The organism is Janthinobacterium sp. MP5059B (genome assembly GCF_001758645.1).
Lineage (GTDB): Bacteria > Pseudomonadota > Gammaproteobacteria > Burkholderiales > Burkholderiaceae_D > Janthinobacterium > Janthinobacterium lividum.
In genome coordinates this window covers 151,098-164,843 of the sequence record NZ_LRHX01000016.1, presented here as the reverse complement: position 1 = coordinate 164,843, position 13,746 = coordinate 151,098, and the positions used below count along the sequence as shown (strand labels likewise).

General features: G+C 64.1%; 8 protein-coding genes. 6 read left to right on the top strand and 2 right to left on the bottom strand.

From position 1 onward, the window contains the following. The first annotated feature begins 44 nt into the window (after positions 1–44). The gene (hrpA, locus tag JAB1_RS17775; protein ID WP_254672151.1) at positions 45–4,271 is read left to right on the top strand and encodes an ATP-dependent RNA helicase HrpA; all 4,227 of its coding nucleotides are present in this window, start codon (positions 45–47) and stop codon (positions 4,269–4,271) included. Between the two features lie 116 nt (positions 4,272–4,387). Here hrpA and JAB1_RS17770 read toward each other — a convergent pair whose 3' ends face one another. After that, the gene (locus tag JAB1_RS17770; protein WP_070281252.1) at positions 4,388–4,993 is read right to left on the bottom strand and encodes a PRC-barrel domain-containing protein; all 606 of its coding nucleotides are present in this window, start codon (positions 4,991–4,993) and stop codon (positions 4,388–4,390) included. Between the two features lie 237 nt (positions 4,994–5,230). Here JAB1_RS17770 and JAB1_RS17765 point away from each other — a divergent pair, with 237 nt between their 5' ends. The 3 genes from JAB1_RS17765 (at position 5,231) to JAB1_RS17755 (ending at position 10,070) form a co-directional block, all read left to right on the top strand. Next, entirely contained in the window at positions 5,231–6,430 is a 1,200-nt protein-coding gene (locus JAB1_RS17765; RefSeq protein WP_070281250.1) for a PHB depolymerase family esterase, read from the top strand. A 308-nt stretch (positions 6,431–6,738) separates the two neighbouring features. Further along, complete coding sequence (locus JAB1_RS17760; RefSeq protein ID WP_070281248.1) at positions 6,739–7,953, top strand: MFS transporter; 1,215 nt, start codon at positions 6,739–6,741, stop codon at positions 7,951–7,953. 83 nt (positions 7,954–8,036) lie between these two features. Beyond that, entirely contained in the window at positions 8,037–10,070 is a 2,034-nt protein-coding gene (locus JAB1_RS17755) for a GNAT family N-acetyltransferase (RefSeq protein WP_070281245.1), read from the top strand. 52 nt (positions 10,071–10,122) lie between these two features. Here JAB1_RS17755 and JAB1_RS17750 read toward each other — a convergent pair whose 3' ends face one another. Then, positions 10,123–11,388 carry a putative Na+/H+ antiporter gene (locus JAB1_RS17750; protein WP_034783303.1) on the bottom strand — a complete coding sequence of 422 codons (1,266 nt, stop codon included), beginning with the start codon at positions 11,386–11,388 and terminating at the stop codon, positions 10,123–10,125. Positions 11,389–11,592: 204 nt separating this feature from the next. Here JAB1_RS17750 and imuA point away from each other — a divergent pair, with 204 nt between their 5' ends. Together imuA and JAB1_RS17740 are read left to right on the top strand one after the other, a co-directional pair. Continuing rightward, a complete protein-coding gene (imuA, locus tag JAB1_RS17745; protein ID WP_070281243.1) occupies positions 11,593–12,303 on the top strand; it encodes a translesion DNA synthesis-associated protein ImuA in 711 nt (236 codons plus the stop codon). After that, a complete protein-coding gene (locus JAB1_RS17740; protein WP_070281241.1) occupies positions 12,233–13,720 on the top strand; it encodes a DNA polymerase Y family protein in 1,488 nt (495 codons plus the stop codon). The genes imuA and JAB1_RS17740 overlap by 71 nt, the downstream gene beginning before the upstream one ends. Positions 13,721–13,746: the final 26 nt, after the last annotated feature.

Genomic DNA, 13,746 nt, shown 5'->3' with positions numbered 1-13,746 from the left:
AATTCGCTGCGCGATGTGCGCGCTTAAAATACCTGTAAAAAACAATGTCTTCAGCCAGCAATAAGTCTTCCCCTCCTTCCAACGTTGCAAATGTGCCCGCCAGCGGGGATGTTTCCGCGCCTGCCGCCACGCCTGCGCAGGGCCGCCAGCGCCCGCCCGTGAGCCAGCAAAGGCAGCAGCCGCCGCGCGCGGAGCAGCAGAAACAGCAACAGCAGCAGCGATCGGGAGAGGGCAAGCCCCAGGCCGCGCGCGCGCCGCGCGAGGGGCAGGAAAGCCGCGAAGCCCGCGATGCGGCCCGCGCCGCGCGCGAGGCGGAAAAGGCTTTCCGCAATCCGCTGCCGCCGATTACGTATCCGGAAGACTTGCCCGTCTCGGGCCGGCGCGCGGAAATCGCCAAGGCCCTGATGGAAAACCAGGTGATCATCGTTTCGGGCGAGACGGGTTCCGGCAAGACGACCCAGTTGCCGAAGATTTGCCTGGAACTGGGACGCGGCCAGAAGGGCATGATCGGCCACACGCAGCCGCGGCGTATCGCCGCTTCCTCGACGGCCAAGCGCATTGCGCAGGAGCTCGGTACGCCGCTGGGCGAAACGGTGGGTTTCAAGGTCCGCTTTACCGATACCCTGAGCCGTGGCGCGTCCGTCAAGCTGATGACGGACGGTATCTTGCTGGCCGAGACGCAGACCGATCCGTTGTTGAAAAATTACGACACCATCATCATCGATGAAGCGCACGAACGCAGCCTGAACATCGATTTCCTGCTCGGTTATCTGAAACAGCTGCTGCCGCGCAGGCCGGACCTGAAAATCATCATCACCTCGGCCACCATCGATGCGGAACGCTTCTCGCGCCATTTCGGCACGCCGGAAAAACCGGCGCCCGTGATCGAAGTGTCGGGCCGTCTGTACCAGGTGGAAGTGCGCTACCGTCCCGTGGAGCGCGAGCAGGTGGCCATGCCTGGTTCGGGCGCGAACGCCGACAAGCCGGGCCAGCGCACGGCAGCCGCGCGCGAAAAGCGCGACTTGATGGATGCCGTCGTCGATGGCGTGGAAGAACTGTGCCGCATCGGCTCGGGCGACGTGCTGGTGTTCTTGCCGGGCGAGCGCGAAATCCGCGACTGCGCCGAAGCGCTGCGCAAGCACCATCCGCCGCACGTGGAGATTTTGCCCCTGTTCGCCCGTTTGTCGGCCGAAGAGCAGGAGCGCGTCTTTAAAACCAGCAATGCGCGCCGTATCGTGCTGGCCACCAACGTGGCGGAAACCTCGCTGACGGTGCCCGGCATCCGCTATGTGGTCGATGCGGGCCTGGCGCGCGTGAAACGCTACAGCTATCGCAACAAGGTCGAGCAGCTGCAGGTCGAGCCGATCGCCCAGTCGGCCGCCAACCAGCGCGCCGGGCGTTGCGGCCGCGTGGCCGACGGCGTCTGCATCCGCCTGTACGAAGAGCAGGATTATTTGCTGCGGCCCCAAAAATTCACGGAGCCGGAAATCCTGCGCTCCTCCTTGGCGGCCGTTATCCTGCGCATGAAATCGTTGCACCTGACGGACGTGGAAACCTTCCCCTTCATCGAGCCGCCGCTGGCGCGCGCGGTGGCTGATGGCTACCAGTTGCTGCAGGAACTCGGCGCCGTCGATGAAGTCAACAAGCTCACGCCGCTGGGCAACAAGCTGGCCAAGCTGCCGCTGGACCCGCGCGTGGGCCGCATGATCCTGGCCGCGCTCGATAACGCGTGTTTGACGGAAGTGCTGATCGTCGCCTCGGCCCTGTCCGTGCAAGACCCGCGCGACCGTCCGATGGAACACCAGCAGGCGGCCGACGAGGCGCACAAGAAATTCGCCGATGAAAAGTCGGAATTCCTCAGCTACCTGAAAATCTGGCGCTGGTTCGAGTCCGCCATCGAGCACAAGAAAACCAACCGCCAGTTGCAGGATAATTGCCGCACGAATTTCCTGTCGCAGATGCGCTTGCGCGAATGGCGCGACGTGCATTCGCAGCTGCTGACCATCGTCAAGGAGCAGGGCTGGCGATTGAATGAGGCGCCGGCCACCTATGACAACCTGCATATGGCCTTGCTGACCGGCTTGCTGGGCAATATCGGCTTCAAGGGCGAAGACGAACCGGGCGCCGGCTACCTGGGTGCGCGCGGCATCAAGTTCCATATCTGGCCCGGTTCCTCGCTGTTGAAAAAGCCGGGCAAGTGGATCATGGCGGCCGAACTGGTCGACACGACGCGTTTGTACGCGCGCTGCGTGGCGCAGATCCAGCCCGAATGGCTGGAAAAAGTCGGCGTACACTTGCTGAAGAAATCCTGGGGTGAACCGCGCTGGGAAAAACGCTCGGCGCAGGTGACGGCGTCCGAACGGGCTACTCTTTATGGCCTGGTGGTGTACAGCCAGCGGCGCATCAATTACGGCAATTTCAATTTGCCGGAAGCGCGCGAAATCTTCATCCGCGACGCCCTCGTGGGCGGCGACTTCGACACGCGCGCGCCGTTCTTTGCGCACAACCACAAGCTGATCAAGGACATCGAAAACCTCGAGCACAAGTCGCGCCGCCTGGACGTGCTGGTCGACGATGAACTGATCGCCGCCTTCTACGACAAGCTGCTGCCGGCGGACGTGTGCAATGGCGCCGGTTTCGAGAAATGGCACAAGGAAGCCACGCGCGAAAACCCGAAGCTGCTGTATTTGAACCGCGAAGAGCTGATGCGCCACGAGGCGGCCGGCGTGACGACGGACCTGTTCCCGAAGACCATGTCCGTGACGGGCCTGGAAATGGGCCTGACGTACCACTTCGAGCCGGGCAGCGTGCGCGATGGCGTGACCTTGAGCGTGCCGCTGTATGCCTTGAACCAGTTGCCGCGCGAGCGCTGCGAATGGCTGGTGCCGGGCATGCTGAAGGAAAAAGTGCATCTGCTGCTCAAATCCCTGCCGCAAAAGCTGCGCCGCCACTGCGTGCCGCTGCCCGATTACGCGGCCAAATTCTGCGAGCGCGTGCATGAGGCGGGCGTGTTTGGCCGCGGCGACCTGATCGACGCCATCATCGCCGACATCCGCACGCAGATCACGATCAATGTGCTGACGACGGACTTCAAGCCGGAAACCCTGCCTGCCCATCACTTCATGAATTTCAAGGTGATCGACGAGCATGGCCGCCAGCTCGACATGGGCCGCAACCTGGCCACTTTGCAGGCGGAATTCGGCGGCCAGGCGCGCCAGAGTTTCCAGAAGCTGGCCGAAGTGTCGGGCGTGTCCGGCACCGGTACGCCCGGTGCCAAGGTGGCGGGCGCGCAAGTGGCGTCGCGGCTGCAGGCGCAAGCCCAGGGCGGCGCCGCCAACGCGGCAGCAGGCAAGGGCGGCGCGCCGGCCAAGGGAGTGGCTGCCGCTGCAGCGCCGGCGTCCCCGAATGCCACCGTCTCGCAGCACATGGGCTTGACGGGCTGGACCTTTGGCGAGTTGCCGGAGTTGCTCGAAATCGTGCAAGGCAAGCTGACCCTGATCGGTTTCCCCGCCCTGGTCGACAAGGGTACGCATTGCGACCTGGAAGTGTTCGATGATCCGACCGTAGCCGCCCGCACGCACAAGGTGGGTTTGCGCCGATTGTTCGCGCTGCAAATGAAGGAACAGATCAAGTACGTCGAGAAAAGCATCCCCGGTCTTCAGCAGATGGGCATGCAATTCATGGCTCTCGGTTCGCAGGAAGAGTTGCGCGAGCAAATCATCAACAAGGCGCTCGACATCGCTTGCCTGCAAGATCCGCTGCCGCTGGACGCCGCCTCGTTTGCCAAGCGCCAGGCGGAGGGCAAGTCGCGCCTCGTCTTGCTGGTCAATGAAATCGCCCGTTTGCTGTCGCAAGTGCTGACGGAATTCCACGGCTTGCCCAAGCGGCTGCAGAATATTCCCGCAGCGGCAGCCGCCGATATCCAGTCGCAGCTGCAAGGCCTCGTGCATAAGCGCTTCCTGACGGAAAACGAGTACACGCAGCTGGCGCATTTCCCCCGCTATCTGAAGGCGATCAACGTGCGTCTGGAAAAGCTGCGCGCCGACCCCGCGCGCGACACCAAGTTGATGGCCGAGTGGCAATCGGCCGCCGCGCCGTATCTGCGTCAGGCCAAGGACCGCCAGGCCGGCAAGAATACGGACCCGAAACTGGTCGACTTCCGCTGGATGCTGGAAGAGCTGCGCGTGTCGCTGTTTGCGCAGGAATTGCGCACGCCGATGCCTGTTTCTGCCAAGCGTTTGCAGAAAGTGTGGGAGTCGATGCAGCGGTAGGTCGGATTAGCGGGGCAAAGCCACGCGTAATCCGACAACATCGTTGGCGCGACCGGTGGTGCCGTGTCAACGGTGTCAACGGTGTCGCTGGTGGTGTCGGATTACGCGGCTAGCCGCTAATCCGACCTACCCGACCCATGTTTATCGAACTCATCGTCGCCGAGCGCCGAACGCGAGCCCAGGTCGCCCTGGCTGCTGCCCGTGCCAGCGCGGCTGCCGCTCATGGAGGTGCCGGTCAGGCTGCCTTCGCTGCCCGATTGCAGGCTGGCGCCGCTGCGCAGGTCGCTGCCGGATGGCATGCGGCTGCCTGCCATGGCGCCGCTGCCGTAGCGCATGCCGCTGCCATAGAACGCTTCCATCTGCTGGTTCCAGGCATCGCTGCCCATGTCGGGCCAGTTGTTCTTGTCGAAACCGGGAGCCTCTTTCAGCAAGTCTTTGTCCACGTTGAGCAGGAAGCGCTTGTTGACGGTGTCCAGGGTCAGGCGTTCCCAGGGCACGGCAAACAGCTTGTCGCCCATGCCCAGCATGCCGCCGAAGGATAGTACGGCATAGGCGATCTGGCCGGTGCGCATGTCGAGCATGATTTCCTTGATGTCGCCCAGTTCCTCGCCGCTGTGATTGTAGACATCGTCGCCGAGCAGGGTGTCAGCCCCCATCAGGGCCGGCCCCGGGCCGTCGTGGTTGCGGTACATGCCCAGGATGTCGCGGTCCAGATAGCTCATGGTGTTCTCTCCTCGTGAAGTGCTGATCGAACATCCAGATTACGCATGCGCACCAAGTCGCGCTTGATCTGCCTCAATGGTGCCAGCGGCACTTTTATCGGTGTGCAAGCGTACGGTGTGGTCAGCCAATTGCGGTACTCTATGCGTTCTAAAGAGGAGGCCGCACATGCTGACGATGCAACGATGCAGTGGGATGAACTTGCGGTACGCTCCACCACGACATGGGCGCCGCTTGCCATGGTAAAGCCCGCCACCAAATGGCTGCGCGGGTTATTGCGCGCCGGTAAGGCGCAGCAGCGCACGGCGACCAAGCTGGCCAAGGTGCTGTTCGGGCCCGTGCCGGCCAAGCCCACGCCTAAATCTAAACCTAAGCCCCGCAGCAAGCCCGTGGTCAAGACCAGGCCGACGCCGCGCGCCCGGCCCGCCAGCGACGCCGTGCCCTCGCTGGCGCCCTTTGCCACGCCCCTGTCGCCCCCGCGCGTGCGCAAGCGAACGCCGCCCCCGCCAGGCAAGTGGCTGGCCGCCCACTATGCGCCATTGCCGGAACTGGGACAGTTGCCGGGCCGGCGCCTGCCCTATTTCCTGTACCTGCCCGAGAAGGCGCCCAGCGCCGCCATGCGCAGCCGTGGCCGGCCGCTGCTGGTGATGCTGCACGGCTGCGAACAGAGCGCCACGCAGTTTGCTGAAGGCACGCGCATGAACCGCCTGGCCGAACGCAAGGGTTATGCCGTGCTGTATCCGCAGCAGTCGCTGCGCTCGCATGCGCGCCGCTGCTGGAAGTGGTACGACAAGCTGACGCAGGAGGGCGGCGGCGACGTGCGCCTGATTGTCGGCGCCATCGAGCAGGTGGCGGCCCGCTATGTGATCGACCGCGCGCGCATCTATATCTGCGGCATTTCCGCCGGCGCCGGCATGGCGCATATCGTGGCCTTGAACCATCCCCATCTGTTCGCCGCGCTGGGCCTGCATTCCGGGCCCGTGTTTGGCGCCGGGCATAACCTGATCGGCGCGCTGGGCGTGATGCAGCATGGCGCTGCCGCCCGTGCCGACGCGGCCATCGATGAAGTACTGGCGCGCCAGCCCGCGTTTCCCCGCCTGCCCACTATCCTGCTGCAAGGGCTGGCCGACAAGGTGGTGCGGCCCATCAACCAGACGCAGCTGGTTCGCCAGAGCGTGCGCGTGAACCGCTTGCCGTTTGATACCGTGGTGACGGCGCAGCGTCTGTCTGGCGGCGCGGCGGGCGGACGCAATCCGGCCCATGCGTATGGGCTGCACGACTATCAGGTGGGCAAGGATGTGCTGCTGCGCGTGGCGCAGGTCGAGCACCTCGAGCACGCGTGGAGTGGCGGCGATGCCAGCCTGCCGTTCAACGACAAGGCCAAGCCCGACGCCAGCAGGATGCTGCTCGATTTCTTCGCCAGCCACCGCCGCCGGTAAGCCAGCGTGCCTGCGCGCCGCAACGGTGCGCAGGCACTGGTACGCATCGTTCTTCCATTCCCCCTCAGGGCACGGCCAGCGCGCCGGGGCGCTGGCCGCGCCCATTTCAGCACAGATTCCACATGCCGCAGTACCATCGAGTTTATTTAATTGGTATTGTTGCGGTATTTAAAAATCACAAAAACAGGCGCTAAAAATACGAACTGGTATACAATTGGTACACGTTTTCAGTGTGAAGCGTGTCTGCCGTCCCATGCCCCGACGGCAGATATGCACTGACGGCAGCCACCCACGTTACGGAACGCGCCATGTCCATCAAGTCCAAGCAGTTGCTGTGGTTTTTTGCGTTTTTCCTCGTCTTTGAACTGAATATCTATCTGTCGAACGACATGATCATGCCGGCCATGCTGGGCATCGTCGGCGAGTTCCAGGCGGAGGAAAAATTCGTCCCCCTGTCCCTGAGCCTGTATCTGCTGGGCGGCAGTTCCCTGCAGATTTTCCTGGGGCCTTTGGCCGACACCATCGGCAAGCGCAAGCTGGTGCTGACTGGCAATACCTTGTTCCTGCTGGCCACGCTGGCCGTGCCATTTGCCGCGTCGATCGAGCAATTTCTCGCCGCGCGTTTCATCCAGGGCATGGGCTGCTGCTTCATCTTCGTCGGCTATGCCATGATCCATGAACTGTTCGATGACATGGCGGCCGTCAAGCTGAGCAGCATCCTGTCGAGCACCACCATCCTCGCGCCCCTTGCCGGCCCCATCCTCGGCAGCGCCATCATCAGCCGGCTGGACTGGCGCTACGTCTTTTTCCTCTCCGGCCTGCTGGCGCTGCTGTCCTTGCTGGGCCTGTTCAAGACCATGCCGCGCGCGGCCCCCAGGGTCACGCGCCTGGACCTTGCCGCCATCGTGCGCAGCTACGCGGCCATTTTCAGCAACAAGCGCTTCATGTTCGGCATGTTTACGGCCGGGCTGGCCACCGTGCCCCTGACGGCCTGGATCGGCTTTTCGCCCATCTTCGTGCTGCAGGAAATGGGCGCCTCCTACGCCACGTATATCGCCCTGCAATGCGTGATTTTGTCGGGCTTTGTCCTCAGCAGCATCGCCATCCAGCGCCTGCGCCAGGACTTCCCCCTCGTGCATCTGCTGCGCCTGGGCGGGCTGGTCGCGGCCGCCGGCATGCTGGGCGCCGGCGCGGGCCGCCATCACGTCGACATGTTCGCCGCCTGCATGTTTGTCTATTCCATCGGCTTCGGCCTGTTCAATGGCGCCCTGATACGCAGCGCGATCACGGCCAGCAAGGAATCGGTGACCTTGACGACGGCTGCCATGAGCTTGTTGTACTGCATTTATCTGTCCGCCTGGCTGCAGCTCTATAACGTGCTGTGCCAGCGTTTCGGCTATGCGCTGGAAACGTATGCGCTGCTGAATATCCCCGTCATCGTGGTCATCGCCGCCTGCCTGCTGCTGTTTACGCGGGGCATGGCGGGGCGCCGGGAAAGCGAGGTGCTGCTCGCCCGGCACTGATGGCGCAGCGATGCGCATGTTGTCGACCTTGTTTTACCTCCTGCGAAGTTTATTGACACTCTCCTGCGGAAAATGGTGCGCCCATGAAAATAGATGACCTGGCCTCGAAACACGATCAAGCAAAGATTTTCAACCTGGAATACGAGTTCCGCATCAACCGGCTGAAACTCGATTACATCACCCTGGCCGATGTCCGGCCGGCCGGCAGCGACCTGGAACAGCTGGCCGTGGAGCACCAGGCGGGCATCGCGGCCCTGCGCAGCTTCGTCGCCCTGAATTTCAACCATTTCAATGCAGCAAGCTGCTCGTCGCTGAGCTGCATTCCCACCCGCGCGCTCGGCGACGATGAGCGCTACCTGCACCGCATCTGGATGGGCGGACCGTTGCCGGCCATCGCAGCCGAAGCGATCCAGCAGTGGGGCGCGGCGCTGGAAGCGGTGCGGCACAACGGCGGCGCGCCGTACGTCTCCATCCTGTGGGTGTGGGATGCGCAGCAGCTGTGCAATGACGAGCGCTTCAGCCCCACGGGCGGCGCCGGGCGCTACACGATAGGCCGCTACGCCATCGGCGGCACGACCCTGCATATCAATTCTCTGCGCGCGCTGGCGCTGGATTTCGCGCCGGCCCGCTTCGGCGTACTCGATACCCTGCATATGCAGCGCTACTTCGCCACCTTGTCCGATTATTTCCGCATCCTCATCATGTGCGAATACGGCGGCATGTATATGGATGTCGATACGATCCCGCACAATCCGGCGACGATTTTCCTGATGAAGCCGGAAGTGCCCGATTATTTCCAGCGCAAGGATGGCGACAGCGAAGAGCGCCAGCATGTCAGCTGGATGAATCTGTTTCTCGATGAAACGGGCATGCTGATCGCCAAGAAGAACGATGCCGCGCTGCGTGTGATCCAGCGCAATGTGAACATCGCCTATGCGGGTATCGATGCGCGGATTCCCCGTTCCTGCCCGCAATTCGAGGCGCAGCTGTTTGGCCAGTTCTATGCCGAATGGAAGAAAAACCTGGGCGTGACCCTGCTCAGCCATGCCGAGTTCTACCAGCGCTATTGCGTGCTGTATGACGGTGCGCGGGAAGCGGTGGCGGGCGGCATCCGCGGCATGCGCTTGCTGGACGATATCATTACCGACGTGCACATTCCCCTCAGTGACGAGGAACGGCGCGCGTATGCGCGCTGCGTCGCCAGGCTCGACGAAATCGGCTGGCAACTCGACGATCCTTTGAGCCTGCCCGACATCGTCGATGTGTTCGATATCGAGGAAGTGCCGCGCATGGCGTATGCGGCCCAGCTGCGGGCGGACATCGACCATTTTCACTATTACTCGGTGCTGTCGGACGACCCGCAGCTCGATCGCGTGAATGGCGTCTTTTGCCGCTACCTGCTGGCCCACCGTTCGCGGCATATTGCCGCTGGCGATTTCTGGCGCCCGACCGTGGGCCGCCACGGCAGCCGCATGCCGGCCGCCAGCGATGCCGTCCCGTCCGGCGACGAGACGCAGGCGGGCCTACTGTCGCATGCGCCGCTCAAGCTGGTGCCAGGTGAACTGCTGGGCGATGAGACGAAGAACCGCATGGCGAAACTGCTGTTTGCCACCAGCTATCTCGAATACTGTTCGTTCGGCAATAAACTCAATCTGCAGTTCGTCGAATTGCAGCGGCGGCAGAATATCGACCCGTATCTGCAGCACATCCACGGCCTGCACGACGAAGACGGGCGTTTCATCGGCTTCTTCACGGCCGCCACGATGGCCGAGTTCCAGGCCTGCGGCGCCGTCTCGTATTACCGGGACGACATGAAGGCGCTCGACGATGCCTATGACGCATTCGTACTCGCGCATGCGCGCACCGACGACTGTTTCGTCAGCAGCCTGGCCATCGACGAAAAATACCGGGGGCAGGGCCTATTCCGGCAGATGTTCCATGAAATCCGCGACCTGGCCAGCCGCAAGGGCTGTGCGCGCATCACCTTGACGGTATGGGAAAAAAGCGAAGCGCTGCAAGTGTATCTGCACAAGGGTTTTCGCAGCGTGGGCACGTTCGACTATGCCTACAGCCTGTTCTATGACCGGCTGCATTTCCTCGTGTATGAAGGAAACTGAAGAGGGAAATTGAAGGCAGCAGGGGCGGCCGGCAGCCGCCCCGTGATGAGGCTTACAGGGCCAGGAAGGCCAGGCCCGCCACGGCCGTCGGCAGCAGGGCGCCGGCCAGCAAACCGACGGCGCCGATCGATTCATCCTTGAAGCCTCGGCGCAGCAGGGCCACGCCGGCCGGGTTCGGCGCATTGGCGATGACGGTCAGGCCGCCGCCGGCCACGGCGCCGGCCATCAGCATGTATTTCGCTTCGTCCGTCATGCCGACGATCAGCGAACCGAGGTAAGTGAGGGCCGCATTGTCGGTAATGGCCGTCAAGCCCAGGGCGCCGAAGAACAGGGCCAGCGGTTTCAGGCTGGAAACGATGGGCTGCAGCCACCATTGCTGCATGCCGCCCAGTACCACCAGGCCGCCGAGGAAGAAGCCGACCAATAAACCCTCTTTCAGGATCAGCGGGCTTTGATAGCGCTCATACGCCTGCACGAAGCCGAGGAAGAACAGGAACAGGCCGATGAACAGCACGGGATGGTGCGCCAGGGCGACGACGCCGGCCAGCACGATCATGTGCACCAGGCTGACGGCCAGCGGCACTTTTGGCGCTTCCACTTCACCGGCCTTCGGCTTGATGTCGGAGGTGTTGCTGTGCAGGTATTTGCGCAGCAAAATGCTCACGCCCGTCGCGTTGACGAGGACGGCGATGGCCGCCTTCCAGCCGAAGTGGGTGGCCATGTAGGCGCTATCCCAGTTCCACGTGGTGGCCACCATCAGCACGGGCGGCGCCGCGTACGAGGTGAGCGTGCCGCCGATGGAAACGTTGACGAACAGCACGCCCAGCGCGCCGTATTTCAGCCATTCAGGGATGCCCGGGCGGAAGATTTGCGGTGCCAGCATCAGCGCGGCCAGGGTCATGGCGGCCGGTTCCGTGATCAACGAACCCGTCAGGGGCACAAGCGCCAGGCCCAGCCAGACGAGGGCCAGTTCCGTGCGCAGCGGCATCACGCGCGCCACGCCTTTCAACAGGCGCTGCACGGCGTCGAGCACGGGGCGCGAGGCAGCCACGACCATGACGACAAAGACGAACAGCGGCTCCGTGTAATGGCGCGACTCGGCATACTCGATGGCCGCATCGCCGCCCGAGACAAAGGCCATGATGATGATCAGGATGAAGGCCCAGAAGCCGAACACGACTTCCACTTCGCCCAGCAAATGCAGCAGGCCCGCATGGCGGGGGTGGCGGCGCGACAAGGTTTCAAACGACTTGGCGGCGAAGGTGTGGATGAGCGCAAGCCCGAAGACGATGGCGCTGATGATTTGGATGGTGGTCAAATGCGTTTCCTTTGGACGGAGGAAGCCGCCCGATGCATTGCCGAGCGGTAAGGAGAGTGCTTATGGTACAGCAATCGATGTGAAAAACGGTGTTTTTCGGACGTGGCGGGACGGCCCCGGGGAGCTGCGGCGCAGATAAGTCTTGCCAAAAGCGGGACTGGATAGTACTGTATATGCATACAGTATTTATCTTCATATTCAATTATGCAACATTCCGAATTGATGGCCTCGCCGGAAGCCTTGCACCCGTCCCTGTGGCGCGCATCGCAGCTGGGGCAGGGCGCCACGCGCTGCCTGGATACGGGCTTTGCCGCCCTGTCCGCGCAGTTGCCCGGCGGCGGCTGGCCCAGCGGCAGCCTCATCGATCTGCTGGTGCAGCAGCCGGGCAGCGGCGAATTGCGGCTGCTGGCGCCCGCGCTGGCGCAGCTGCCGGGCTTGCCCATCGTGCTGCTGCAACCACCCCATCCGCCGCAGGCGCTGGCCTTGGCCGCGCAGGGGCTGGCGCCGTCGCAATTGCTGTGGTTAAAGAGCGCCAGCAGCAAGGATGCCTTGTGGGCGGCGGAAAATATCTTGCGCAGCGGTAGTTGCGGCGCCTTGCTGTTCTGGCAGCCGCATGTGCGCGCCGACAGCCTGCGCCGGCTGCACCTGGCCGCGCAGTCCGGAAACACCCTGTTCTGCATGCTGCGCCCGCTGCACGGCGCGCAGGATGCGTCGCCGGCGCCGCTGCGCCTGTCCGTGCGTCCGGCCGCCGGCGGCATCGAGATCGGCTTCATCAAGCGCCGGGGACCGCAGCGCGACGCGCCCCTGTTCCTGCCCCTGCAACCTCCTTCATTACTGCTACGCCATGCGACTCTGGATCGGCCTGTGCCTGCCCCGGCTCCCGCTCGAAGTGTTTTGCCCGCGCTGGTCGGTTGACAGCCTCGGCGTGGTGCTGGAGCAGGAGCAAGTGATGGCCGTGTCGTCGCTGGCGCGGGCAGCCGGCATCCGGCCGGGCATGCGCCGCGCCGGCGCGCTGATGCTGGCACCACAGGCGCGCCTGCACGAACGCTCTCCCGAACTGGAAGCGCAAGCGCTGCAAGCGGTGGCGCTGGCGCTGCTGCAATATTCGCCGCTGGTGGCGCAGGGCGAGGAAGCGACCCTGCTCGTCGATGCGGGCGCCAGCCTGCGCCTGTTCGGCGGCGTGCGCGCCCTGTGCCGGCAAATCGCGGCCAGCTTGCGCGCGCTCGGCTACACGGCCCAGCTGTCGTGCGCCCCCACGGCGCGCGGCGCCTGGCTGCTGGCGCGCGCCGCGACGCGCCGGGGCCGGACATTGAGCATGGCCAGCCTGGTGCGTCGCCTCGACCGCCTGCCGTGCGCCTTGCTGCCGCCCGCGCGCCCCTGGCTGGAATGGCTGGACGGCATCGGCTGCCGCACCCTGGGGCAGTTGCGCCATTTGCCCCGGCCCGGCTTGCAGCGCCGCTGCGGCGGGGCCTTGCTCGACATGCTCGACGATGCGCATGGCCACGGCACGGAACTGTACCTGTGGCTCGAAGCGCCGCCCACGTTCCGCGCCAGCCTGGAACTGTTCGACCGCGTGGAGCACGCCGACGCGCTGCTGTTCGGCGCGCGCCGGCTGCTGCAGCAAATGACGGGCTGGCTGTGCGCGCGGCAATTTGCCGTCGAGCGCATCCAATTGTTGCTGGCGCACGAGCGGGGCCGGGTGGCGCGTGCGCCCACCGTCATCGACCTGGCCCTTGGCGAGGCCGTCTGGCGCGACGAGCACCTGGTGCGCCTGCTCAAGGAACGCCTGGCGCAGCTGGTGCTGGACGCGCCCGTGATCGGCCTCACGCTGGAAGCGCTGCAGGTGCAGCCGATGGCGCCGCCCAGCGACACCCTGTTTCCAGAGCCGGGCGGCACGCCGCAAGAGCGCCAGCGCTTGATGGAATTGCTGGTGGCGCGCCTGGGCACGGACAATGTCTTGCAGGCCGCGCCGCGCGCCGATTACCGTCCCGAGGCGGCCAACCAGTGGCTGCCGCTGCCTGCCAAGGCCGGCGGCAGAAACGCGGTGCCGGACTTGCCGCCCGGCTTGCCCGGCATGCCCCGTCCCGGCTGGCTGCTGGCCCAGCCCATCGCCCTCCTGATGCGCGAGCACCGGCCATTCTATGGCTCGCCCCTGAAAATGGTGTCTGTTGCCGAGCGCATCGAAGCGGGCTGGTGGGGCCAGTCGCAAGCGCGCGATTACTTCATCGCCGAAGGCCTCGACCATGCCCACTATTGGGTTTACCGTGAACGCATCGCCGGCAGCGGAGAAGATGCCGCGCCGCGCTGGTTCTTGCATGGCTTGTTTGGCTGAATGCGTTGTCCTGCTGAAACTGCCAT